This window comes from Methyloversatilis universalis EHg5, assembly GCF_000378945.1.
In the GTDB taxonomy this organism is placed as follows: Bacteria; Pseudomonadota; Gammaproteobacteria; order Burkholderiales; family Rhodocyclaceae; genus Methyloversatilis; species Methyloversatilis universalis_A.
The window spans coordinates 1758871-1780970 of record NZ_KB900539.1 but is presented as its reverse complement, the minus strand read 5'-3'; the positions used below and the strand labels follow the sequence as shown (position 1 = coordinate 1780970).

The 22100-nt window shown below is 67.1% G+C and carries 25 protein-coding genes; 12 read left to right on the top strand and 13 right to left on the bottom strand.

The features are described 5' to 3' along the window. Nucleotides 1–14: 14 nt before the first annotated feature. The 7 genes from METUNV2_RS0108295 to ppx are packed head-to-tail and all read right to left on the bottom strand — an operon-like array spanning nucleotide 15 to nucleotide 6143. Nucleotides 15–437: a hypothetical protein gene (locus tag METUNV2_RS0108295; RefSeq protein WP_018229008.1), complete on the bottom strand. Its 423-nt coding sequence runs from the start codon at nucleotides 435–437 to the stop codon at nucleotides 15–17. A 50-nt stretch (nucleotides 438–487) separates the two neighbouring features. Next, on the bottom strand, nucleotides 488–1204 hold the full coding sequence (locus METUNV2_RS0108290) for a GAF domain-containing protein (protein ID WP_018229007.1): 717 nt from the start codon (nucleotides 1202–1204) through the stop codon (nucleotides 488–490). Continuing rightward, the gene (locus METUNV2_RS19355; protein WP_018229006.1) at nucleotides 1201–1791 is read right to left on the bottom strand and encodes an ABC-type transport auxiliary lipoprotein family protein; all 591 of its coding nucleotides are present in this window, start codon (nucleotides 1789–1791) and stop codon (nucleotides 1201–1203) included. Before METUNV2_RS19355 ends, METUNV2_RS0108290 begins: the two co-directional genes overlap by 4 nt. Beyond that, nucleotides 1788–2753, bottom strand: a complete 966-nt coding sequence (locus tag METUNV2_RS0108280) for an MlaD family protein (RefSeq protein WP_018229005.1) — start codon at nucleotides 2751–2753, stop codon at nucleotides 1788–1790. The genes METUNV2_RS19355 and METUNV2_RS0108280 overlap by 4 nt, the downstream gene beginning before the upstream one ends. 2 nt (nucleotides 2754–2755) lie before the next feature. Then, the gene (locus METUNV2_RS0108275) at nucleotides 2756–3514 is read right to left on the bottom strand and encodes an ABC transporter ATP-binding protein (protein WP_018229004.1); all 759 of its coding nucleotides are present in this window, start codon (nucleotides 3512–3514) and stop codon (nucleotides 2756–2758) included. Further along, nucleotides 3511–4632 (bottom strand): MlaE family ABC transporter permease, encoded by a 1122-nt coding sequence (locus METUNV2_RS0108270; RefSeq protein ID WP_232415646.1) that lies wholly within the window; start codon nucleotides 4630–4632, stop codon nucleotides 3511–3513. The genes METUNV2_RS0108275 and METUNV2_RS0108270 overlap by 4 nt, the downstream gene beginning before the upstream one ends. A gap of 8 nt (nucleotides 4633–4640) precedes the next feature. Continuing rightward, a complete protein-coding gene (gene ppx / locus METUNV2_RS0108265; RefSeq protein WP_018229002.1) occupies nucleotides 4641–6143 on the bottom strand; it encodes an exopolyphosphatase in 1503 nt (500 codons plus the stop codon). Between the two features lie 152 nt (nucleotides 6144–6295). Between ppx and ppk1 the strand changes: the two genes are divergently transcribed. Both ppk1 and METUNV2_RS0108255 read left to right on the top strand, forming a co-directional pair. Further along, nucleotides 6296–8392: a polyphosphate kinase 1 gene (gene ppk1 / locus METUNV2_RS0108260; protein ID WP_018229001.1), complete on the top strand. Its 2097-nt coding sequence runs from the start codon at nucleotides 6296–6298 to the stop codon at nucleotides 8390–8392. A gap of 96 nt (nucleotides 8393–8488) precedes the next feature. Continuing rightward, nucleotides 8489–8896, top strand: a complete 408-nt coding sequence (locus METUNV2_RS0108255; RefSeq protein ID WP_018229000.1) for a hypothetical protein — start codon at nucleotides 8489–8491, stop codon at nucleotides 8894–8896. A 116-nt stretch (nucleotides 8897–9012) separates the two neighbouring features. Here METUNV2_RS0108255 and METUNV2_RS0108250 read toward each other — a convergent pair whose 3' ends face one another. Then, entirely contained in the window at nucleotides 9013–9492 is a 480-nt protein-coding gene (locus tag METUNV2_RS0108250; protein WP_018228999.1) for a hypothetical protein, read from the bottom strand. A gap of 216 nt (nucleotides 9493–9708) precedes the next feature. On the opposite strand from METUNV2_RS0108250, the gene METUNV2_RS0108245 reads away from it, so the two are divergent. The 6 genes from METUNV2_RS0108245 (at nucleotide 9709) to METUNV2_RS0108220 (ending at nucleotide 13712) form a co-directional block, all read left to right on the top strand. Continuing rightward, nucleotides 9709–10068, top strand: a complete 360-nt coding sequence (locus tag METUNV2_RS0108245) for a Spx/MgsR family RNA polymerase-binding regulatory protein (protein ID WP_018228998.1) — start codon at nucleotides 9709–9711, stop codon at nucleotides 10066–10068. After that, the gene (gene hslO / locus METUNV2_RS0108240; RefSeq protein ID WP_018228997.1) at nucleotides 10065–10931 is read left to right on the top strand and encodes an Hsp33 family molecular chaperone HslO; all 867 of its coding nucleotides are present in this window, start codon (nucleotides 10065–10067) and stop codon (nucleotides 10929–10931) included. The genes METUNV2_RS0108245 and hslO overlap by 4 nt, the downstream gene beginning before the upstream one ends. Nucleotides 10932–11010: 79 nt before the next feature. Further along, on the top strand, nucleotides 11011–11808 hold the full coding sequence (gene minC, locus METUNV2_RS0108235) for a septum site-determining protein MinC (RefSeq protein ID WP_018228996.1): 798 nt from the start codon (nucleotides 11011–11013) through the stop codon (nucleotides 11806–11808). A 20-nt stretch (nucleotides 11809–11828) separates the two neighbouring features. Continuing rightward, nucleotides 11829–12644 carry a septum site-determining protein MinD gene (minD, locus tag METUNV2_RS0108230; RefSeq protein ID WP_081618521.1) on the top strand — a complete coding sequence of 272 codons (816 nt, stop codon included), beginning with the start codon at nucleotides 11829–11831 and terminating at the stop codon, nucleotides 12642–12644. A 2-nt stretch (nucleotides 12645–12646) separates the two neighbouring features. After that, nucleotides 12647–12904 (top strand): cell division topological specificity factor MinE, encoded by a 258-nt coding sequence (gene minE, locus METUNV2_RS0108225; protein ID WP_008059077.1) that lies wholly within the window; start codon nucleotides 12647–12649, stop codon nucleotides 12902–12904. Between the two features lie 10 nt (nucleotides 12905–12914). Next, on the top strand, nucleotides 12915–13712 hold the full coding sequence (locus tag METUNV2_RS0108220; RefSeq protein WP_018228994.1) for a fused MFS/spermidine synthase: 798 nt from the start codon (nucleotides 12915–12917) through the stop codon (nucleotides 13710–13712). A gap of 75 nt (nucleotides 13713–13787) precedes the next feature. Here METUNV2_RS0108220 and METUNV2_RS0108215 read toward each other — a convergent pair whose 3' ends face one another. The 4 genes from METUNV2_RS0108215 to METUNV2_RS0108200 form a co-directional block, all read right to left on the bottom strand. Then, the gene (locus METUNV2_RS0108215; protein WP_018228993.1) at nucleotides 13788–14111 is read right to left on the bottom strand and encodes a c-type cytochrome; all 324 of its coding nucleotides are present in this window, start codon (nucleotides 14109–14111) and stop codon (nucleotides 13788–13790) included. Between the two features lie 12 nt (nucleotides 14112–14123). Beyond that, complete coding sequence (locus tag METUNV2_RS0108210) at nucleotides 14124–14441, bottom strand: c-type cytochrome (RefSeq protein WP_008059064.1); 318 nt, start codon at nucleotides 14439–14441, stop codon at nucleotides 14124–14126. A gap of 120 nt (nucleotides 14442–14561) precedes the next feature. Then, a complete protein-coding gene (acuI, locus tag METUNV2_RS0108205) occupies nucleotides 14562–15551 on the bottom strand; it encodes an acrylyl-CoA reductase (NADPH) (RefSeq protein ID WP_018228992.1) in 990 nt (329 codons plus the stop codon). A 78-nt stretch (nucleotides 15552–15629) separates the two neighbouring features. Beyond that, entirely contained in the window at nucleotides 15630–16319 is a 690-nt protein-coding gene (locus tag METUNV2_RS0108200) for an ABC transporter ATP-binding protein (protein WP_018228991.1), read from the bottom strand. Here METUNV2_RS0108200 and METUNV2_RS0108195 point away from each other — a divergent pair. Both METUNV2_RS0108195 and mnmH read left to right on the top strand, forming a co-directional pair. Continuing rightward, the gene (locus tag METUNV2_RS0108195; protein ID WP_018228990.1) at nucleotides 16318–16941 is read left to right on the top strand and encodes an arylesterase; all 624 of its coding nucleotides are present in this window, start codon (nucleotides 16318–16320) and stop codon (nucleotides 16939–16941) included. The genes METUNV2_RS0108200 and METUNV2_RS0108195 overlap by 2 nt on opposite strands. A gap of 32 nt (nucleotides 16942–16973) precedes the next feature. Beyond that, nucleotides 16974–18050 carry a tRNA 2-selenouridine(34) synthase MnmH gene (gene mnmH, locus METUNV2_RS0108190; protein ID WP_018228989.1) on the top strand — a complete coding sequence of 359 codons (1077 nt, stop codon included), beginning with the start codon at nucleotides 16974–16976 and terminating at the stop codon, nucleotides 18048–18050. Nucleotides 18051–18057: 7 nt separating this feature from the next. Here mnmH and METUNV2_RS0108185 read toward each other — a convergent pair whose 3' ends face one another. Then, the gene (locus METUNV2_RS0108185) at nucleotides 18058–18585 is read right to left on the bottom strand and encodes a class I SAM-dependent methyltransferase (protein WP_018228988.1); all 528 of its coding nucleotides are present in this window, start codon (nucleotides 18583–18585) and stop codon (nucleotides 18058–18060) included. A gap of 93 nt (nucleotides 18586–18678) precedes the next feature. On the opposite strand from METUNV2_RS0108185, the gene METUNV2_RS19350 reads away from it, so the two are divergent. After that, on the top strand, nucleotides 18679–20385 hold the full coding sequence (locus METUNV2_RS19350; RefSeq protein WP_018228987.1) for a sensor histidine kinase: 1707 nt from the start codon (nucleotides 18679–18681) through the stop codon (nucleotides 20383–20385). A gap of 170 nt (nucleotides 20386–20555) precedes the next feature. After that, nucleotides 20556–22055 (top strand): autotransporter outer membrane beta-barrel domain-containing protein, encoded by a 1500-nt coding sequence (locus METUNV2_RS0108175; protein WP_018228986.1) that lies wholly within the window; start codon nucleotides 20556–20558, stop codon nucleotides 22053–22055. Nucleotides 22056–22100: the final 45 nt, after the last annotated feature.

Below are 22100 nucleotides of genomic sequence, written 5' to 3'. Positions count from 1 at the left end.
GCGGCCCTGCCCCATCAGGGTGCGGAATTGGCGGCATCAATGCCGCACTTCGTCTGTTCGACCTTGCACCGCTTGCCACAGGCCAGAGCGGAATAGCCCTCCTTGCTGTCCGGCCGGCTCTCTGCCATGTTGCAGGCCGCAAGACAGTTTTCAGACTGCGCCTTGCAGGCGCCGCTGTACATCATCTGGCTTACCCTGGCGGAATCCGCCTTCGGGCCGCGGTGGGTGGACTTCGCTGGCGCCGGGTCAGCCAAACTCGACGGAGGCAAGGCCGCGCACTCCAGCTGCTGCCGGCCACAGTTGCTCATGCACGGCGCGAACTGCGGACTGTTCCGGGGGCAGGTACGCGCGCAGGCAATATGAGCTTCGTCGCACGACTGCGCGGCGAAAGCCGGCCACAGGTTGAAGGCAAGCAGCAGGAACAGAAGTGCGCGCATGGGATGGACCTTCATCGAAATTGAAGGCCCAGTCTAACGCGCGGACAGCGTCATGAGCGGCCCCGCTCCATGCGCTTTCCATGCTTGCGCAGGCTGGAAGACAGCTGATCGATGATTTCCCCCGCCGCGCCGACGATCTGGTCATTGCCGAAACCGGCCGAGCGCATTTCCCGGTAGAAGGACTTGGCCAGCATGCGTGCCACCTGTGCCGGCTGCGCCATGCCCTGGGCAAATGCGTCCGACGAGGCGGAACGCCCCTCGCCGGCCAGCGCCCGCTGGGCGAATTCCGACTTGAGCAAGAAGCCCAGTTCCGCGCTCTGCACCGACTTGCCGGCGAACAGCGCAAGACATTCAAGCAGCTGCTGTTCGATTTCGCTGAACGCCTGCTGACCACGTGCGCGCCGCACATTGATCACCCCCAGCACGCGGCCGTCCAGCGGCAGCGGCATGCAGATGAAGCTGCCCCCCTCGCCGCGCGCGCGGGTGGCGTGATGTGCCGCATCGGCGTCATCGACACGGTGCGGCTGACCGCTGGCGAACACGCGGCCGGCGATCGAGCCGCCGCTGCGCACCCGCGCGTTGAGCGCCTCTTCCAGCAGTTCGCCGCGCCAGGCGGCCACTGCCAGCACCGCCTGCTCGCCCTCACCGTCGGCCAGCATGATGGTCACCCGCTCGCAGGGCAGGCGCGACCAGCACGCTTCGGCGGCATCTTCCAGCGCCTGTTGCAGCAGACCGCGGTCAGCGCCGCCCGTGTTCCCCTCTGTCATTGTTCGCACTCCTTGTTCCGTCCTGCCGTCCTGTCCAGCCAGTCCGCCAGCCGCCCGGCCAGCGCATCAGTGGCGCGCGCAAAGGCGGAGACGCCACCGGCAGCGTCCGGTCCGGCTGTTTCGGTCAGCGAAAAGCGCATCCGGTCGATCAGGTGACGGCCGCGTGCATCGATCAGCGTGGCCCGCCCAGCCAGCAGCACTTCGGCCTGCGACGGCGAGGAAAAGACCTGGATGAATTCGTCCAGATCGATCACCAGCCGGCAGCCGCGCGGCGCGGGCGGCGTGTCCAGCGCGCCGCGCAGCGCCACCGCCAGCATGTCGGCCGGTGAGGAAGCCCAGCGGCTTTCGGCATAGCTCAGGCGTTCGGTCGCACTGCGGTAGGCCAGCCGGTACTGGATGCCGGTGCCGTCCAGCCAGCCGGCGGCATGCGCCTCGATCGATTCCAGCGGCACGCCGACCGTGCGCGCCGCGCGTGGACCGCCCAGATCGTGCTGTGCCGGGCGGGCACCCTTCTGCAGCATGCCACCGCAGCCCGCCAGCACCAGCGCGGCAACCAGCAGCGCAAGCCACGATCTTCCTGCTCTCATCGTTCCCCTCCTCCGGCTGTGAAGCCGGCTTCGCCCGGCCCGGGTGCCGGCCGCTCGCGCCCGAGCAGCAGCATCTGCGGCGACGATTCCAGTTCGCCCAGCACCCGGCGCAACTGGCGCGAGTCGCGCGCAGCTTCGTCGATCAGTGCATGCAGGCGGGGCAGCGTGTCGGCGTGCAGCCGGTCGCCCGATTGTTCGGTCAGTGCGTCGAGCCGGCCGGACAGCTGGCGCATCGACGTCAGCAGTTCGCGCAGTTCACGCGCCAACGGCGCCCCTTCGCCCGCGGTCGACTCGAGCTGGGTCAGGATGCGGCCGATGCGTTCGGTGTTGTCCGGCGACAGCAGCGCCTGGGTACGACGCAGCGTTTCGCGCAGTTCGCCGGTCACCGCCGGCATCTGCGCCAGCGTGGTGTCGAGGTGCGCGGTGGCCGACTGCAGGCTGGCCAGCGTGCCGGCGATGCGGTCCAGATTGCCCTGGTCCAGCACCGCCTGCAGCCGCAGCATGAGCTGCCGGGCCACATCCATCGTTTCGCTCGCCTTGCCGCTGAGCGAACCGAACTGCGAGCCGCGCAGCGGAATGCGCCCGGCGTCACCGGCCGGCAGCGGCCGCGGGTCGGAGCCGTCATCGGTCAGTTCGACCAGCGCCAGCCCGGTCACGCCCAGATAGCCCAGTTCGGCGCGAGTGGCCACGGTGACCGGATAGCGCGGCGGTATCGCGATGCGCACCAGGATTTCGCGCGGGTTGTCCGGGTTGATCGATATTTCCCTCACCTTGCCCACCCGCATGCCGCGGTAGCGGACCTGGGCCTGAGGGTTCAGCCCGCCGACATCGGCGGTGGTGGCGAGCAGGTATTCGGCATCCAGATCGTCGCCACTGGACAGAAACCAGATCGACAGCCCGATGCCGACGCCGAGCAGCGCGAGAAAGAGGCCTGCAGCCAGTGCATGGGCGCGGCTTTCCATGGTCAGCGTCCGCCCGCTGCCGGACGTGCGGCGCCAAAGAAGCTGCGGATGAAGGGATGATCCTGTTTCATGACATGGTCGAGTGTGCCTTCGGCCAGTATACGTCGCTCGCCCAGCACGGCGACCCGGGTGGCCAATGCCGACAGCGTATCGAGGTCATGCGTCACCAGCACGACCGACAGGCCCAGCTGATCGCGCAGCCGGCGGATCAGCGAAACGAAGGCGGCGGAGCGGTCCGGATCGAGGCCGGCGGTCGGTTCGTCCAGCAGCAGCAGTTCGGGTTCCAGTGCCAGCGCACGCGCCAGCGCCACCCGCTTCACCATGCCGCCGGACAGTTCGGCCGGCATCAGCCAGGCGTGACGGGGTTCCAGCTCGACCATGGCGAGCTTGATCATGACCAGATCGTGGATGGTTTCGCGGTCCAGCCAGCGCAGTTCGCGCAGCGGGAAGGCGATGTTCTCGAGCACGTTGAGCGCGGAAAACAGCGCGCCCTGCTGGAACAGCATGCCGAAGCGCTGGCGCAGCGCCCGGTCGGCCTGCAGGTCGCCGGAAAACAGCGGCTGGCCCAGCACCCGGATGTCTCCGCGCTGCGGCCGCATCAGGCCGATCACCTGGCGCAGCAGCGTGGTCTTGCCGCTGCCGGAACCGCCGACCAGCGCCATCACCTCGCCGGCCGGAATCGACAGATCCAGCCCTTCGTGGACAAGATGGTTGCCGAAGCGGGTGACCAGGCCGCGGATGTCGATCACCGGCGCCGTCATGTCGGCATGCCGATGTGACGGGTGGCGATGGCGAACACGGCGTCGACCAGGATGACGCAGGTGATGGCGCTCACCACCGAGCGGGTGGTGTTGGCCGACAGGCTTTCGGTATTGGGCCGCACCGTGAGCCCGAAATGGCAGGCCACCAGCGCGATCACCAGGCCGAAGGCCAGCCCCTTGCCGAAGCCGATGTAGAGGTTGGCGATCGGCACCACCCGCGGCAGCGTGTCCAGGAAGAAGCCGAAACCGATGTCCAGCTGCACCGCGGCCGCCACCATGCCGCCGAACAGCGCGGACGCCGAGGTCCACAGCACCAGCAGCGGCATCGCCGCCACCAGCGCTGCCACCTTGGGCAACACCAGTCGCAGCGTGGCCGGCACACCCATGGTGACCAGCGCGTCGATTTCCTCGGTCACCCGCATCACGCCCAGCTGCGCGGTCATGGCCGAGCCGGAGCGGCCGGCCACCAGCACCGCCACCAGTACCGGCCCCAGTTCGCGGATGATGCCGATGCCCAGAATGTTGATGATGAACACGTCGGCGCCGAAGGTTTTCAGCTGCAGCGCCGACAGGTAGGACAGCACGACGCCGATCAGGAAACCGACCAGCGCGGTGATCGGCAGCGCGGTGACACCGGTCTTGTAGAGGTTGGCCGACAGTTCGCGCAGCGGTGCGTCCTGCGGGAAACGCAGCATGCGCACCGCGTCGAACAGGATCTGGCCACTGAGCGCGATCATGCCCAGCAGCTGGGCCACCAGCGCCCCACCCAGGCGACCGAGCGCCACCAGACTGTCGCCCCGGCGCGGGCGTGCCCGCGGCGCCGGCCGGCACGGCCCCAGCACGGCCGCCGCGCGCAGCATGTCCAGCGTACGCGGATCGGCGTCCAGCCCGTCCGGCAGACGGTCGCCCCAGGCGCGCCACAGCGTGATGGCGCCGAGCGAGTCGAGCCGGGTGAGCGCGTGCAGGTCCCAGCGCACCGTGCGTGCCGCATCAGCCGACGCCAGCTGTCGCTTCAGTGCATCGAGCCGGCCGCGCAGGCCGGCCAACGTCCACTCGCCGGCCAGCACCGCTGCCGGCTGCGCCCCGGTCATTTCAAAGGAAACGGTCGGGACGCCCATGGTGCGTGTCAGAGCGCGGCTGCGCTCTTGGCGCGCTGGGCACGCACCTTGACCTCGATGCCGATGGCAGCCCACAGACGCTGTTCGTCCTGCAGGCTGGCCGCGGTCAGCGGCGAGGCGGACAGCCAGTCACCACCGGCGGACACGATGAAACCCTGACCCGCACGCTCGACGCGCACCGGCAGTTCGGCGTAGTCATCACGGCTGCGGTGCAGCAGCACCGCCAGTCGCAGACACAGGATGAGCGTCCAGTCGCGCCGGTCGACCACACTGGAATTCACCTTCTCCAGCTTGCCGCGGTGGGCGAGCACCACCCGTGCAAGACGGGCCTGGTCCATGCGCGAAAAACCGGGCATGTCGGCATTGCCGAGGATGTAGGCGCTGTGCTTGTGATAGCCGGCATGCGCCACCGAAATGCCCAGTTCGTGCAGGCGCGCCGCCCAGCTCAGCAGATGCTGGTCCGGGTGATCTTCGGCCGCCTGCGGTTCGAGCTGACGGTACAGTTCCAGCGCAGTGGCATGCACCCGCTCGGCCTGACGCTGGTCCACCTGGTAGCGGCGCACGAACTGCAGCACGGTGGCATCGCGCAGATCCTTGTGGTGGTAGCGGCCGTGCAGGTCGTACAGCACGCCCAGGCGCAGGGCGCCTTCGGAAAAACTCATGCGCTCGAGCCTGAAGGCATCGAAGATGGCGGACATGATGGCAAAACCGCCGGCCAGCACCGGCAACCGGTCCGGCTTCAGGCCGGCCACGCCCAGGCGGTTCACATCGCCCACGCGCAGCAGCAGTGCGCGCAACTTGTCCATGCCTTCGCGGGTCAGCGTACCCTGCGCCCAGCCGTTCAGTTCCATGATGTCGAGCAGCGCGCGTGCGGTGCCGCTGGAACCCACCGCTTCGTCCCAGCCGAGCGCACGGTAGTCGTGCTCGATCGCTTCCAGTTCGCGCCGCGCGGCCAGTTCGGCCTCGCGCAGCGACTTCTTGTCCATGCGGCCATCCGGGAAGTAGCGCAGGCTGAACGCCACACAGCCCATGTACAGCGATTCCAGCGCCAGCGGCTCGAAGCTGCGGCCGATGATGAATTCGGTCGAACCGCCACCGATATCCACCACCAGTTGCTGGTTCGACGGGTTGGGCAGCGTGTGCGCGACACCGACGTAGATCAGCCGCGCTTCTTCGCGCCCGGCGATCACTTCGATCGGAAAACCGAGCGCCGCCTCGGCCTGCGGCAGGAACTGCGGGGCGTTCTTGGCCACGCGCAGCGTATTGGTCGCCACCGCCCGCACCTGATCCGGTGCGAACCCGCGCAGACGTTCGTTGAAGCGAGACAGCGCCTCGATGCCGCGCAGCTGGGAAGCGCCGTCGAGCAGCTTGCCGTGGCCCAGGCCGGCGGCCAGCCGCACGGTTTCCTTCACCCCGTCGAGCGGATAGATCTGGTCATCGACTACCCGCGCCACCTGCAACCGGAAGCTGTTGGAGCCGAGGTCGACGGCGGCGAGAAGTTCGTAGCTCATGCGGCGATGCAAAAAAAGAGGTCAGCCCGGAGTTTATCAGCGCGCAGGCTGCGCACCGTCAAGCCGCTTCTCATCGGACGCTGTAATAATTCCGATGCATTCGTGTCACAAAATCCTGATCCAGATAACAACAGCCGAGACTTGCCCCCACCATGCCCGCCATCCTGCCGGTTCCGCGCTACGCACCTGACCACTTCATCAACCGCGAACTGTCGCTGATCGCCTTCAACCGCCGCGTGCTCGCCCAGGCGGCCGACGAGCGCGTGCCGCTGCTGGAGCGGCTGAAGTTCCTGTGCATCGTATCGAGCAACCTCGACGAATTCTTCGAGGTGCGCATCGGCGGCCTGCGCGAGCACATCCGGCTGGGCGCGCGCGGCGTCACCTCAGACGGCCGCTCGGCGCAGGAGGCCCTGCGCCTGATCGCAGGCGAGGCGCACCAGCTGATCGCGGAACAGTATTCGCTGCTGAACGACGTCATCCTGCCGCTGCTGGAGAAGGAAGGCATCGTATTCCTGCGCCGCGGCAACTGGACCGAAGCGCAGCGCGAATGGGTGCGCGACTATTTCATGCGCGAGCTGATGCCGGTGCTCACACCGATCGGGCTGGACCCCTCCCACCCCTTCCCGCGCGTGCTCAACAAGAGCCTGAACTTCGCGGTCGAGCTGGAGGGCCGCGACGCCTTCGGCCGCAGTTCGCGTTTCGCCATCGTGCAGGCGCCGCGCGCGCTGCCGCGCGTGATCAAGCTGCCGAAGGAACTGACCGGTGTGGACCACGGCTTCATCTTCCTGTCCTCGGCCATGCACCAGAACGTGGGCGATCTGTTCGAAGGCATGAACGTGCTTGGCTGCTACCAGTTCCGGGTCACCCGCAATTCCGACCTCTTCCTCGACGAGGAAGAGGTGAAGAACCTGCGCCAGGCGCTGCAGGGCGAACTGCCGCAGCGCCACTACGGCGACGCGGTGCGGCTTGAAGTCGCCGACAACTGCTCGGAACAGATGGCTGACTTCCTGCTGCAGCAGTTCAGCCTGACCCGCGACGACCTGTACCGCGCGCCCGGCATCGTGAATCTGGTGCGGCTGATGCAGGTGCCGGACTGGGTGGAACGTCCGGATCTGAAATACCCGCCCTTCGTGCCGCAGGTGCCGCGCACGATGGAAAAGCGCTATGACATCTTCGCGATGATCCGCAAGCAGGACCAGCTGCTGCACCACCCCTTCCAGTCCTTCAAGCCGGTGATCGACCTGGTGCAGCAGGCGGTGGACGATCCGGACGTGGTGGCGATCAAGATGACGGTCTATCGCACCGGCACCGACTCGGTGCTGATGGAAGCCCTGGTGCGCGCCGCGCAGAAGGGCAAGGAAGTGACCGTGGTGGTGGAACTGATGGCCCGCTTCGACGAGGAAGCGAACATCAACTGGGCGTCCCGGCTGGAAGATGCCGGTGCACATGTGGTGTATGGCGTGTTCGGCTACAAGACGCACGCCAAGCTGCTGATGGTGGTGCGCCGCGAACAGGTGGACGGCGTGCAGCGCTTCCGCCGCTTCGTGCACCTGGGTACCGGCAACTATCACCCGCGCACCGCGCGCTTCTACACCGACTTCGGCCTGATGACCGCCAACGAGCAGATCGGCGAGGATGTGAACGAGGTGTTCAAGCAGCTGACCGGCCTCGGTCACGCCGGCACCCTCACCCATCTGTGGCAGGCGCCCTTCACGCTGCACAGCAGCGTCATTGCCGCCATTGGCCAGGAAGCCGAGAACGCGCGTGCCGGCCGCAAGGGCCGCATCATCGCCAAGATGAATTCGCTGGTCGAGGACGAAACCATCGAGGCGCTGTATGCCGCCAGCCAGGCCGGCGTGGACATTGATCTCATCGTGCGCGGCGTGTGCGCGCTGCGCCCGGGCGTGCCCGGTCTGTCAGAGAACATCACGGTGCGTTCGGTGGTCGGCCGCTTCCTCGAACACTCGCGCATCTACCATTTCCACGCCGACGGCGAAGAAAAGCTCTATCTCGCGAGTGCGGACTGGATGGAACGCAATTTCTTCCGCCGCATCGAGGTGGCCTTCCCGGTGCTGGACCCGAAGCTGAAGCGACGGGTGATGAAGGAAGGGCTGCGGCCCTATCTGCTGGACAACAGCCAGTCCTGGGAAATGGAGCCGGACGGCCGCTACCGTCGTCGCGTGTCGCGCGCCGCACGCCACTGCGCGCAGGACACGCTGCTGGCCGAGTACTCGCGCAACGGTCTGTAACGGGCAGATGCACTGGCGGCACGCCTGGTCGTCTCAAGCGGCGGCCGGGCGTGCCGTAAACCGGAACAGATCTCCGTTTCCGGAAGTGCCTGCAAGGTGAAAACGCTCCGCCCCCTGCTGCTGATTGCCTGCGCGCTGGCGCTGGGCGCCTGTGACCGGCTGCCCATTCCCGACCCGAACAAGGTCGCCGCGCAGAAGGAACTCGATGCCAAAGCCATAGGCGGCGCCTGCCGCCATGCCGGCCGCGCGCTTGAGGACTGCTACAACCTGAATCCCAAGGCATCGAAAGCCGCCATCTTCGCCGGCTGGCGAGAGATGAACGACTACATGACGCAGAACAAGATAGAGGTGGTGCTGCCCACCGTGCCGACGCCCGCGGTCGCGACCAAGAAAGTGAAAGGGTCGAAGGCGGCCGAACACGACACCTCCGACGAGGAAGCCCCCGCCAAGGATGCCCATGGCAGCGCGCACGAGGGCCGGAATCCGGCCCTGACCGCCGGCTGAAAGAGTGAGTCCGCAAGTCAGCATCTGACTGCGCATCAAAAAGGAAGGCCCGGGATACCGGGCCTTTTTCTTTCTGCTTCCGCCAGCCGGCTGGAAATGCCGTCCGGCGCCCCGCTTCAGCGGGTGCTGATCAGTTCGCTCAGATCGCGACCATCGACGCGTACCCGGGCCAGCGTTACGTCGCCCCCCTCGTTGCCGAGCGGTTCGATGCTGACGCGGCCGGAATCCAGCAGTTGCTGCAAGCGCTGCTTGGCCATGCCGGATGCACCCGGCACGTCCAGCGCTTCCAGGCCGGCCGCACGCACGCGCACGCCATCGGCGTAGAAGGTGGAACCATCCACCGCGTAGTGGCGCTGGGCGGGCGGCTTGGGCGGGCGAAAGGCCGGCACCGCAACCGTAAGCGGCGCGGCGGCAGCCGCGAACTGGGCGCTCGGGGCCACACGCTTCTTGGAAGCGATCTTGGCCGCCGGGCGGATCGCCGACTTCACCTGCTTGCCACTGGCTGCCGTCCGTGCAGCAAGCACGTCGTCAGCCTGGAACATCGAAAATCCGAATACCACCGTCAGGGCGCACAGGCCCCAGCGTCGAAACATCATGCAGGTCTCTCCCACTGTTGGTGCGCCGGACGGTATGGATCAAATCCAGAAAAACCGTTCAACATCCAGCGCCAGTTTGTTGTTTCGGATCAATTTTTGAAATCTTAACCATTGCAGCACCATGACGCCAGCCCCGGGAAGGCCGGTGTCACCCGACGCGGTCTGCTGCGACGCGACGTACAATGCGCCCTCTCCGCTTTCCGACCTCCCGGTTTCATGCTCCGCATCTACGGCATCAAGCGCTGCGACACCATGTCGCGCGCACAGTCCTGGCTGGCCGAACACCAGATCGAATTCGCACTGCACGACTACAAGAAAGACGGCGTGCCGGCCGACCTTCTCGCCGACTGGATGCGCCGCGCCGGCTGGCAGGTACTGGTGAATACGCGCGGCACCACCTTCCGCAAGCTGCCCCCCGAACAGACCGCCGATCTGGATAACGATCGCGCGCTGGCCCTGCTGACGGCCAATCCGTCTGCCATCCGCCGTCCGCTGATCGATCTGGGCAGCGAACTGCTGGTCGGTTTCGACGAAAAACGCTGGTCCGGGGTGCGCTGGTCGGAGGTGTCCCGGTGAGCGACGACTGCATGCAGCGCTTCCTGTTCGAAGGGCTGGACATCCGCGGCGTACGGGTACGTCTGACCGGCGCCTGGCAGTCCATGCTGCGCGGCCGTGGCTACGGGCCGGTGGTGGCACGCCTGCTGGGCGAAGTGACCGTGGTGACGCTGATGGTCGGTGGCCAGCTCAAGCAGCCGGGCCGGCTGACCGCCCAGGTGCGCGGCAATGGTGCGCTCAGCCTGCTGGTGGTGGATTGCGACCAGCAGCTGCGACTGCGCGGCATGGCCGCCCCGGCTGATCTGGCCGAGGCGCCGCTGCCGGACCTGATCGGCGACGGCCATCTGGTGATCACGCTGCTGCCGGACACTGCAGCCACGCCTTATCAGAGCGTGGTGCCGCTGGAAGGCGCCAGCGTGGCCGAAGTGTTCGAGCACTTCCTGGAACAGTCTGAACAGCAGCCCACCGCGCTGTGGCTGGCGGCCGACGGCGATACCGCAAGCGGCCTCTTCCTGCAGAAACTGCCGGGTGCCGACACGCGCGATGCCGACGGCTGGGCCCGGGTCTGTCAGCTGGCCGGCACGGTGACGCCAGACGAGCTGAAGCGGCTGGATACCGAAACCCTGCTCACGCGGCTGTTCCACGAAGAGATGCAGGCCGGCGGCGTGCGTGTGTTCGACCCGGTCGAACCTTGCCACCACTGCCCGCGCGACGAAGACAAGGTGCGCCGGCTGGTCATTTCGCTCGGCCGGGCCGAGGTGGAATCCATCCTCGCCGAGAAAGGCGAGCTGCACATCCATGACGACATGTGCAACCACGACTACCGCTTCGGCCCGGACGACATCGCCCGCCTGTTCGGCGACCCGCCCGGTTCGGTGCATTGAACGACCTGCTCTTGCAGCCCATCGTGTTGCCCGACGCCCGGGCACTGAGTAGACTTTTGCCATTTCCTGCGGACTTCCCATGGCGCGCAAGCCCGATACCTCGGCCATAGAACTCAAAAGCGCCACGCTCGAAGCGATGCGGGCGCTGCTGCGCAGCGCTGACACCGCCGAACTGACCGCGGCGCTGGACGCCCGTCTGGGCAGCATGCCCGGCTTCTTCTCCGGCGAACCGGTGGTGATCGACTGCGGCGAACTGCCAGCCGGCAGCGCGCCCGATCTCGCCGCGCTGCGTGACGCGCTCGGCCGGCACGCGCTGACCGCGGTCGCGGTGCAGACCACCGACGAAGCAACCGCCGACAACGCCCGCCTGCTCGGCCTGGCGGTGCTCGCCGCCGACAGCCCTGCGCCGCGTCCGCTGCCGGCAGAGCCGGCACCGGCGCCCGTCGTCGAGCCCGAACCGGTGGTCGCGGCAGTACCACCAGCTCCCGAGCCGGTACGCGAGGCGACCCCGGCCCCGCAGCCGTCGGTCCGCCGCACCGAAATCATCGACAAACCACTGCGCTCCGGCCAGCGCGTCTATGCCCGCGGCGACCTGGTGGTGCTGGCCATGGTGAGCGCCGGCGCCGAAGTGATTGCCGACGGCCACATCCATATTTACGCGCCGCTGCGCGGCCGCGCACTGGCCGGTGCCACCGGCGATGCCGAAGCACGCATCTTCACCACCTGCTTCGAAGCGGAACTGGTGTCCATCGCCGGCGTGTACAAGACCTTCGAACATTCGGCCAGCAGCGAACTGCTGCGCCGCCCGGCGCAGGTGCGCCTGGAAGAGCATGCGGACAAACAGGTACTGACCGTCGCCGCCCTGGCGACCACCTGAAACACAAGAGGGAGAACAGAGTGACCCGTATCGTAGTCGTCACATCCGGCAAGGGCGGCGTGGGCAAGACCACGACCAGCGCCGCGTTTTCGTCCGGCCTCGCACTGCGCGGCAAGAAGACCGCGGTGATCGATTTCGACGTCGGCCTGCGCAATCTCGACCTCATCATGGGCTGCGAACGCCGCGTGGTGTATGACTTCGTGAACGTGATCCACGGCGAAGCCAACCTGACCCAGGCGCTGATCAAGGACAAGCACTGCGACAACCTGTTCGTGCTGCCGGCCTCGCAGACGCGCGACAAGGACGCGCTGACCGAAGAAGGCGTCGAGAAGGTGCTGAAGGACATGGCCGACATGGGCTTCGACTACATCGTGTGCGATTCGCCGGCCGGCATCGAGCACGGTGCGGTGATGGCGCTCACCTTCGCCGACGAAGCGGTCATCGTGACCAATCCGGAAGTGAGTTCGGTGCGTGACTCCGACCGCATCCTGGGCATCCTGCAGTCGAAATCGCGTCGCGCCCGTGAAGGCCGCGAAGCGGTGAAGGAACATCTGGTGGTCACCCGCTACTCGCCCAAGCGCGCGGCGGACGGCGAAATGCTGAGCCACGGCGACGTACAGGAAATCCTGCGCATTCCGGTGCTGGGCGTGATTCCGGAATCGGAAATCGTGCTGCAGGCCTCGAACCAGGGCACGCCGGCCATCCACATGGAAGGCAGTGACGTGGCCCAGGCCTACGAAGACGTGGTGGCCCGCTTCCTCGGCGAGGAGCGCCCGCTGCGCTTCGTCGATTACGAAAAGCCTGGCCTGCTGAAGCGCCTGTTCGGAGGGAAGTGAGCATGTCGCTGCTTTCCCTGATCTTCGGCCAGAAGCAGAAGACCGCCTCGATCGCGAAGGAACGGCTTCAGCTCATCATCGCGCGCGAACGCGGCTCCAGCTCGGCGCCCGACTTCCTGCCAGCGCTGCAGCAGGAACTGGTCGCGGTCATTTCCAAGTACGTGCGCGTGAACCCGGAAGACATCAAGGTCCAGCTCGAGAAGCAGGACAACTACGAGGTGCTGGAAGTCAACATCGTGCTGCCCGAGCAGCGTCCCTGAGCGCCAGCCTGTGGGACTGGACGCGCTGTTCGGCGGAGGCCGGGTGAAGACGCCGCGCAACTCGATCGACGTTTCCGAAGCGGCCGGCGTGCGCTACCTGCACTTCGGGTCGGAATGGGTGCAGGGCGCGATGCGGGTCGCCCGGCCGTTCGCGCTCGAACTGGAATACACCCGCGAAATGATGCTGCCGCTGCTGCTGGCCCCGGACGAGGGCTGGCCGCGGCGCGTGCTGGCCATCGGCCTCGGTGCAGGTTCGGTGGTGAAGTTCCTGCACCGCTACTGCCCGCAGTCCAGCATTACGGTGGTGGAAATCGATCCGCGCATGCCACCGATGGCAGCACTTCACTTCCGGCTGCCACGCGAAGACGAAAGGCTTGAAATCGTGATCGGTGACGGCGCGCAGTTCATCGCCGACACCGAGCACAAGTGGGATCTCATCCTGGTCGATGGCTATGACCACCGTGCCCGCGCCAACGCGCTCGACACTGCCGAGTTTCACCGCGCCTGCCGTGCGCGGCTGGCCTTCGAAGGCCGGGTCTGCCTGAACCTGTTCGGCCGCAGCCGCGGCTTCCGCGCCAGCGCGCAGCGCATCCTGGACGCCCACGACGGTCATGCACTGGTGCTGCCCTCGCTGGATGAGGGCAACGCCATCTGCGTCACCGGCACCGAACTGGGCACCCGCATCAATCTGGCCGCACTGCGTGGGCGCGCCCAGCTGCTGCGCAGCCAGACCACGCTGAACCTGCTGCCGACGCTGAGCCGGCTGGAACAGGCCGGCTACTGCCCGGGCGGCGTGCTGACGATCTGAGGCAGCCACGGTTCGTGGCCCCGAAAAGAAAAAAGCCGGCGATGCCGGCTTTTTTCATGAGGCGTACAGGACGCTTCAGCGACGGGTGACCAGCGGACCGGCCTGCGACGCGAAGTAGGCGGCCAGATCGGCCATGTCCTGGTCGCTCAGCGCACCGACCTGAGCGCCCATGATGGCGTTCTTGCGGGTGCCCTTCTTGTACTGGTGCAGTGCCTGCAGCAGGTAGTCCTCGTGCTGACCACCGATGCGCGGGAAAGACGGCGCCGGGCTGTTGCCGTCCGCACCGTGACAGGCGGCGCAGGCAGCTGACTTTTCCTTGCCCTTGGCGGCATCGCCGGCGTGGGCGGCGGACATGCCCACCAGAGCGGCGAGCGCAGCGAAAGCGATCTTCTTCATCATGACCTGCGTTCCTTATTTCTGAGCGCCGTAGTAGGCGGCGAGGTCGGCCATGTCCTGCTCGGTCAGGCTGGCGGCGATGCCGGTCATCGTCGGATGCTTGCGATCACCGTTCTTGTAGGCCTGCAGCGCAGCCTTGATGTACTCGGGGTACTGGCCGCCGATGCGGGGCACCTTGTAGGTCTTCGGGAACGCGGTCTGGTAGCCCGGAATGCCGTGACAGCCAACGCACATCGAAATCTTGTCCTTGGCGGCGTCGGCATTGCCATCGGCAGCAAAGGCGAGCGGGCTGAGGCAGACGGCTGCGACAGCAAGAAGGGTCCTGGCGCTCATCGAGTCTCTCTTCTTATGGGTTGATGTGATTTCATGCAAAAACGCGGCGCAGTTTAGCCAAGTCCTTGATGAGCGTCAAAATTAGTGCGCCGCAACAGTGCTTGTCACGGCGCCCTGCCTTCAGACTGCCGACGTATCGACCACCAGGCGGCCACGCACCCGTCCTTCAAGAAAGCGCGGCGCCACCCCGATCACGTCCTTCAGCGCCACCACTTCGGTCATGCCTTCGAGCAGTGCCATCGGCATGTCCTGCACCACCCGGCGCCAGGCTTCCTCACGCGGAGCACGCGGCACGGTCACGCTGTTGACCCCGTACAGCGTGACACCGCGCAGGATGAAGGGCGCGACCGTGGCCGGGAAATCCATGCCCTGTGCCAGTCCGCAGGCGGCCACCGCACCGTTCTCACGGGTGGCGGCACAGGCATTGACCAGCGTATGCGAGCCGACGCTGTCGACCACACCAGCCCAGCGCTCCTTGGCCAGCGGCCGGCCGGGTGCCGACAGCGTGGCGCGGTCGATCACCGATTCGGCGCCCAGAGACTTCAGATAGTCACTTTCTTCAAGGCGGCCGGTGCTGGCCACCACGCGGTAGCCGAGCTTGGCCAGCAGCGCCACCGCCACCGAGCCCACGCCGCCGCTAGCGCCGGTCACCAGCACCTCGCCGTCACCCGGCTGCAGGCCGTGCTTTTCCAGCGCCATCACGCACAGCATGGCGGTGAAACCGGCAGTACCGACCGCCATCGCCCGCTTCGCGTCCAGCTCGGCCGGCAGACCGACCAGCCAGTCGCCCTTCACCCGCGCCTTCTGCGCCAGCCCGCCCCAGTGGCCTTCGCCGACACCGAAGCCGGTCAGCACCACGTCGTCGCCGGCCTTCCAGCGCGGATCGCTGCTCTGTTCTACGGTGCCGGCAAAGTCGATGCCCGGAATCATCGGCCACTTGCGCACGATGGGGCTCTTGCCGGTGATGGCCAGCGCATCCTTGTAGTTGAGGCTGGACCAGCGCACCGCCACCTGCACCTCGCCCTCCGGCAGTGCGGCGTCGTCAATGTCCTTCAGCGTCGCCTGCGTGGCGCCGCCCTCGCCCTGCTCCAGCAAAATGGCCTTGAACATGGCTGCATTCCTCCGTGTGTTGTGATTCCTGCCGTGACAGTCCTGCGGCGGCAAGCATACTGCACCGCCCGGCCGGCTTCAGTCGGTCTGCCGCCCGGCCGCGAGGCGGATGCGCCGGCCGCAGCGGGCAGCCAGCGCCTCGTCGTGAGTGACCAGCACCAGGGTGGTGCCCTGTTCGGCATTCATTTCGAACATGAGGTCGATGATGGACGCGCCGGTCGCCGCGTCCAGATTGCCGGTCGGTTCATCGGCCAGCAGCAGCCGGGGCTGCGGCGCGAACGCGCGCGCCAGCGCCACCCGCTGCTGCTCACCGCCAGAGAGCTGGCGCGGATAGTGGGTGAGCCGGCTGCCCAGCCCCACCCGTTCGAGCAGGGCCACCGAGCGCTCGCGCACGCCGCTCGATTCGGCCAGTTCCAGCGGCAGCATCACGTTTTCCAGCGCGGTCAGCGCCGGCAGCAGCTGGAAGGACTGGAACACGAAGCCCACCTTGTCGCCGCGCAGCTGGGCTCTTTCGTCCTCGTCCAGCGCGAAGATGTCCTGGCCGTCGATGCGAACCGATCCGCTGCCCGGCAGGTCAAGACCCGCAAGCAGCCCGAGCAGCGTCGATTTGCCCGAGCCGCTGGCGCCGACGATGGCCAGCGCCTCACCGGCGGCGACCGTGAAGGCGATATCCTGAAGGATGGTGAGCGGCGCGTTGCCGCTGCTGACCTGTTTGCCCAGTTGCTCGACTTCGAGCAGCGGGCGATTGTCCGGAGTGTCTGTAGGCATGAAGAAACTGCTGTTCTCGCTCTGTATGGTGGTGTTCGCGGTGCTGCCGGTACAGGCGCAGACCGTGCTCGTGATCGGTGACAGCCTGTCCGCCGGCTACGGCCTGCGCCAGCAGGAGGCCTGGCCGGTGCTGCTGGGCGAAAGGCTGAAACAGTCCGGTTACAGCCATGTCGTGGTCAATGCCAGCACCAGCGGCGACACCTCCGCCAACGGATTGTCGCGCATCGACGCCGCACTCGCGGCAAACAGGCCGGCGGTGGTCATCCTCGCGCTGGGCGCCAACGACGGCCTGCGTGGCCTGTCACTGAAAACGCTGCGCGACAATCTGGACGCGATGACCCGCAGGTCGCAGGCGGCCGGCGCACGGGTACTGATCGCCGGCATGCAGCTGCCGCCGAACTACGGCCCGGACTACACGCAAAAGTTCGCCGCCACTTTCACCGATGTGTCGAAATCGACCGGATCGGCGCTGCTGCCCTTCCTGCTCGACGGCTTTGCCAGTGACCCGAAGAGCTTTCTGCCCGACGGCATTCATCCGGTGGCTGCGGCCCAGCCACGCATCGTGGACAATATCTGGGCGCCGCTGAGGCCGCTGCTCGGCAAACCGGTCGCGCGGCGCTGACACGCGGTCTTTCGACCCAGGACATCGCATTCATGAACGCACCCTCCGGCCAACGCAAGCCGGCCGGCCTCGCCAGCGTCGAACACCTGCACGATTTCGACGACATCATCGACACCCGTTCGCCGGCCGAATTCGCGCTCGATCACGTGCCCGGCGCCATCAACTGCCCGGCGCTGGACGACGCACAGCGGGCCGAGATCGGCACCCTGTACAAGCAGGTGTCGCCCTTCGTCGCCAAGCGCCGGGGCGCTGCGCTGGTGGCCATCAACATCGGCCGTCACCTGCTGGAGCGCTTCCAGGACAAGGGGCCGGACTGGCGTCCGCTGATCTACTGCTGGCGCGGCGGCAAGCGCAGCGGCGCCTTTGTCACCGTGTTCCGCCAGATCGGCTGGGACGCCCATCAGCTGGAAGGCGGCTACAAGGCCTACCGGCGCGAGGCGCTGGCCCGGCTGGCCGCGCTGCCCGCCCGGTTCGACTTCCGGGTGCTCAGCGGACCGACCGGCAGTGCCAAGAGCCGGGTGCTGGAGGCGCTGGCCGCGGCCGGCGAACAGGTGCTGGATCTGGAAGCGCTGGCCGCGCACAAGGGTTCTGTGCTGGGCCGCCAGCCCGGCGTGGAACAGCCGTCGCAGAAGCTGTTCGAGTCGCGGCTGCTGCGCGCGCTGGACCGGCTGGACCCGGCACGACCGGTCTATGCCGAGGCGGAAAGCCGGCGCATCGGCATGATCACCGTACCCGAGCCGCTGATCGAGCGGCTGCGTGCCGCCGCCTGCATCCGTATCGAAGCGTCAGCGCAGGCACGCACCGAATTCCTGCTGCGCGACTACGACTACATGACGCGCGATGCCGAGGGGCTGATCGAGCGGCTGGAACGGCTGATCGAGCTGCGCGGTCGCGATACGGTGGGCGCCTGGTGCGCGCTCGCTCGCGACGGCCAGTGGCCGGCGCTGGTGGCCGCATTGCTGGAACAGCATTACGACCCGCTTTACCGCCGCTCGCAGAACGGCAACTACCAGGGCCACCACGACGCACCCGTGGTGGCTGCAGACTCGCTGGACGACGCCGGCATCGTGCGGCTGGCGCAGCGCATTGCCGCCCTGAATCCCGGCTGACGGAGATTTAGGGCAAGGGCGGCAGGCCCTCGCCCCGCGTCGCACAGATGCGCTGGATCATGGCCGGTGCCGGGCGTGCGATCTCGCCCTGTTCGAATGCCAGCACGCTGCCCCAGCCGCGCGCCCAGTCCAGCAGTTCGTACGGACGCAGCAGGAAATCGGGGTTCGAAGGCTTGCCGAAGCGCTCGTTGCCCAGCATGAAGGTTTCGTAGATCAGCACGCCGCCCGGGCGCAGCAGCGCCGCCACCCGGTCCAGCCGCGGGCGGAACAGGTAGCGGGTCACCACCACCGCGTCGAACTGCGCCTCGCCCCAGGGCCAGTCGCCCTCCTCCAGGTCGGTGCACAGCGTTTGCACGCCGGGCACCGCGGCCAGTCCCGCCAGCGCCGCCGCATCGCGGTCTGCTGCCAGCACGTCCAGCCCGCGCCCGGCCAGCCAGCGCGCATGCCGTCCGCCGCCGCAGGCCAGATCGAGTACCGCCGCCCCGGCCGGCAAGCGCGCCGCGAAGCGCACCACCCAGTCCGACGGGTCCTGCATCGAAAAATGAGGATGAGATGCCATCTGCCACCCCTTATTCGGGTTTCCGTGAAGTCGGGGCGCATTATGATCGGTGGCATACCAAGGACAACAATGTTCCGCACTCCGGACCTCACGGCGCTCTCTCAGGGCGCCCGGATCTTCTTCCTGTGGCGGGCGCTGCCGCTCGCCGCGCTGGCAGGCGCGCTCGCCGCCACCGAATCACTGCCGGTCGGCCTGGCGGTGCTGGCGGCCGGGCTGGGCATCGGTGCGCTCGCGCTGCGCGAGCAGAACCGGCTGGCCCGCGAAGCCACCTACGCCCACCTTGACGCCGAACGCCTGCGCGACTTCACCGATCTGGTCACCGACTGGCACTGGGAAACCGATGCCGCGCTGAAGCTGCACTACTCGCGTGCCGAAGGTCATCTGGCCACCGCGCTGAGCCAGCGTGCAGTACAGGGCCGCCGGCTGTGGGAGATCGACGGTCTGGCGCCGGCGCACGGTGACTGGGAAGAAGCCCATCGCCAGTTCCAGAGCGGGCAGTCGCTGCAGCTGCATCTGGTGCTGCGGCGACCGGACGGCACGTCGCGCCACATCGAACTGCTGGGCCGGCCGATACGCCCGGCCGACGGCCGCTTTGCCGGTTACCGCGGCACCGGCCGCGACGAAACCGCCTTCGTGCTGTCCACCCGCGCGCTGCGCGAACTGGAAACCCGGCATCGCGAAATGGTGAACCACCTGCGCGAAGTCATTTTCCGCATCGACGCGCACGGCCGCATCACCTATCTGAACCGCGCCTGGGAAACGCTGACCGGCCAGCCGGTCAACCAGGCCATCGGCCAGCGGGTGCTGCGCTGGCTGAGCAAGGACGAGGCGCGCTACCTGCTCGCGCGCATGGAACCGATGCTGGACGGCCGGCGCAGCGCGATGCAGATCGAAGTGCGTACCGGCACCGGCAGCGCCTCCGCCCGCTGGCTGGAAATCGCCATCGGCGCCCGCTTCGACGCCCAGGGCCGGCTGGAAAGCCTGTCCGGCAGCATCGAGGACATCACCGCCCGCAAACAGGCGGAAGCCACGCTGTACGACATGAATGCCGAACTCGAGCGCCGGGTGAAACGCCGCACCGCCGAGCTGGAGGCGTCCAACCGCGAGCTGGAAGCCTTCTCCTACTCGGTGTCACACGATCTGCGCAATCCGCTGCGCGCGATCGACGGCTTCTCGCAGATCATCATGGAAGACTACGGCGACCGGCTTGACGCCACCGCCCACAGCCACCTGGGCCGCATCCGCGCAGCGTCGCAGAAGCTGTCCACGCTGATCGACGACCTGCTGGAACTGGGCCGCCTTACCCGGGCGCCGATCAGCCGCGCCGAGGTCGATCTGTCGGCGATGGCGCGCGCCATCATGCGCGAACTGCAGGCGGAATCGCCGGAGCGCAACGGCCGGCTTGCCATCGGCACCCACCTCATGGCGCGGGTGGACCCGATGCTGGCGCGGGTACTGCTCGAACACCTGCTGCGCAACGCCTGGACCTTCACTGCCGGCCGCGACATGGCGGAAATCGAATTCGACGCCCGGTTGCGCAACCGCGAGGTGGTGTTCCACCTGCGCGACAACGGCATCGGCTTCAACATGGATCACGCAGCCCAGCTGTTCAAGCCGTTCAACCGGCTGCACGACCAGTCCGACCGCTCCGGCACCGGCATCGGTCTGGCCACCGTCGCCCGCATCGTCGCCCGCCACGGCGGACGCATCTGGGCCGAAGGTTCGCCGGGCAAGGGCGCCTGTTTCTACTTCACGCTGCCTGATCCAAGCCATTGAAACATTTCGCGGGAGCCATTCCCCTTCAAGTCGCCGCCGGTTCAGCCGATATGCATCACGGATTACCCAAAAGCGGGCGCGCAGTCCATACTTCGCGCCCCGCGCCGTCCGATTCAAGGTCTGCCATGCGGGCCCCGAACACACAAACACAACTCGCCCAGGGAAACACCATGTCTTTCTGCCCCGTTCACAAGCCTCTCGCCGCCGCCACGCTGTTCGCCGTCAGCATCCTGTCCGGTGCGCTGCAACCCGTGCATGCGGCCAGCTTCGTCGCGAACGGCATCACCATCTCGTCGGACGAAGCGAGCTTCTCCCAGGCGTCGGCCAACACCTTCCATTTCTCGACTACGGCCAACGGTCTGACCACCTTCACCTTCGCCGACGGTCGGGGTTTCACCCTCACCAACAGCGAAGCCGGCACGGGTGCAAGCTCGACCAGCAACATTGCCGGCATCCAGTCGGCGAGCAGCATCAATGCGATCGCAGGACTGGGGTTCGCTTCGAACATCACGGTGAAAGACGCACGCAACGGCACCATCCTGCTTTCGGGCGCACATCGCACGCTGAACGGCAACCAGTCATGGTTCGCACCCGGATTGAACTTCAGCTACGCCGGCGGCACGCTCACCATCAATGCCATCGGTGACGTACAGCAGATCAATGCGGACGGAACGGTGAGCTACATCGGTGCGGCCGACCCAGCTGTCCTGCTCGGCAGCTTCATGCTGTTCGCCGCCGGCCCGTCGGTGGCCGACACCCAGCTTTCGCTGCGACAGTCGGCGCAGAAGGTGCGCAGCGTGTTCAACGTTGCCGCCATCGCGTCGAACTTCGCCAACATGAACACCTACGACTGCGCCCTGTTCGACGCACGCGGCGTGTGCGTGTCGGTCGGTGGCCGCTACACCTCGGCCAACAGCCCGGACACCGCCACCTCCAACGCGGTGCTGGTGCTGGGCTACAAGGTCAGCCCGCAGCTGCGCGTCGGCGCCTTCGTCGACGAAAGCTTCAACCGCAACACGCCGACCGGCATCGATCTGGACAACCGCGTGCCGCTGATGGGCCTGTTCGGCGTGTGGAACCAGAACGCCGACGGCCTGGGCTGGCAGGTCAAGCTGGCCAATGCCTATCAGTCCAAGGACGTGGACATCACCCGCGCCGTGATCGGCACCTCGGAAGCCGGCCAGGGCTCGACCAAGCTCACCAGCGAAAGCTATGTGACCGAACTGAGCTATGCCTTCAACCAGGGCAGCAACACGCTGCTGCGCCCCTACGTCGCGGCGCGTTACACCCTGATCGAACAGGACGGCTACACCGAACGCGGTGTGAGCACCCCGCTGACCGTGGCCGGGCTGAAGGACCGCTCGACCAGCATTCTGGCCGGCATCAAGGCGAATCACCGGCTCACGCCCAAGCTCACGCTGACCGGCAGCCTGGGCGTGGAACAGGATGTCGAGCACAAGGTGAGCCGTTTTGCGGCAACCGGTCTGGCAGGGCTGACCTCGGAGAGCTTCAACAGCGACATCAAGCGGACCCGCCCGGTGGCATCGGCCGGCGCCTTCTACGATGTGGCCAAGGGCCAGCGCGTGGCGCTGGACGTGTATTACCAGGAGCTGCCGTTCGAACGCACCGGCTCCGCCACCGCCTACGCGCACTACACGATAGGCTTCTGAGTCGCGCGGGCGCCCTGCCCGCACTGGCGGCGCGCCGCCGCATCC

Coding starts and splice junctions, on each gene's coding strand:
- METUNV2_RS0108215 (WP_018228993.1), bottom strand. CDS start 14,111: ATGATGAAGAAGATCGCTTTCGCTGCGCTCGCCGCTCTGGTGGGCATG.
- ppx (WP_018229002.1), bottom strand. CDS start 6,143: ATGAGCTACGAACTTCTCGCCGCCGTCGACCTCGGCTCCAACAGCTTC.
- METUNV2_RS0108280 (WP_018229005.1), bottom strand. CDS start 2,753: ATGGAAAGCCGCGCCCATGCACTGGCTGCAGGCCTCTTTCTCGCGCTG.
- METUNV2_RS0108200 (WP_018228991.1), bottom strand. CDS start 16,319: ATGCCTACAGACACTCCGGACAATCGCCCGCTGCTCGAAGTCGAGCAA.
- METUNV2_RS0108290 (WP_018229007.1), bottom strand. CDS start 1,204: ATGACAGAGGGGAACACGGGCGGCGCTGACCGCGGTCTGCTGCAACAG.
- acuI (WP_018228992.1), bottom strand. CDS start 15,551: ATGTTCAAGGCCATTTTGCTGGAGCAGGGCGAGGGCGGCGCCACGCAG.
- minC (WP_018228996.1), top strand. CDS start 11,011: ATGGCGCGCAAGCCCGATACCTCGGCCATAGAACTCAAAAGCGCCACG.
- METUNV2_RS0108270 (WP_232415646.1), bottom strand. CDS start 4,632: ATGGGCGTCCCGACCGTTTCCTTTGAAATGACCGGGGCGCAGCCGGCA.
- ppk1 (WP_018229001.1), top strand. CDS start 6,296: ATGCCCGCCATCCTGCCGGTTCCGCGCTACGCACCTGACCACTTCATC.
- METUNV2_RS0108275 (WP_018229004.1), bottom strand. CDS start 3,514: ATGACGGCGCCGGTGATCGACATCCGCGGCCTGGTCACCCGCTTCGGC.
- METUNV2_RS0108295 (WP_018229008.1), bottom strand. CDS start 437: ATGCGCGCACTTCTGTTCCTGCTGCTTGCCTTCAACCTGTGGCCGGCT.
- METUNV2_RS0108245 (WP_018228998.1), top strand. CDS start 9,709: ATGCTCCGCATCTACGGCATCAAGCGCTGCGACACCATGTCGCGCGCA.
- METUNV2_RS19350 (WP_018228987.1), top strand. CDS start 18,679: ATGTTCCGCACTCCGGACCTCACGGCGCTCTCTCAGGGCGCCCGGATC.
- METUNV2_RS0108195 (WP_018228990.1), top strand. CDS start 16,318: ATGAAGAAACTGCTGTTCTCGCTCTGTATGGTGGTGTTCGCGGTGCTG.
- METUNV2_RS19355 (WP_018229006.1), bottom strand. CDS start 1,791: ATGAGAGCAGGAAGATCGTGGCTTGCGCTGCTGGTTGCCGCGCTGGTG.
- METUNV2_RS0108250 (WP_018228999.1), bottom strand. CDS start 9,492: ATGATGTTTCGACGCTGGGGCCTGTGCGCCCTGACGGTGGTATTCGGA.
- METUNV2_RS0108210 (WP_008059064.1), bottom strand. CDS start 14,441: ATGAGCGCCAGGACCCTTCTTGCTGTCGCAGCCGTCTGCCTCAGCCCG.
- METUNV2_RS0108185 (WP_018228988.1), bottom strand. CDS start 18,585: ATGCAGGACCCGTCGGACTGGGTGGTGCGCTTCGCGGCGCGCTTGCCG.
- minE (WP_008059077.1), top strand. CDS start 12,647: ATGTCGCTGCTTTCCCTGATCTTCGGCCAGAAGCAGAAGACCGCCTCG.
- mnmH (WP_018228989.1), top strand. CDS start 16,974: ATGAACGCACCCTCCGGCCAACGCAAGCCGGCCGGCCTCGCCAGCGTC.
- METUNV2_RS0108175 (WP_018228986.1), top strand. CDS start 20,556: ATGTCTTTCTGCCCCGTTCACAAGCCTCTCGCCGCCGCCACGCTGTTC.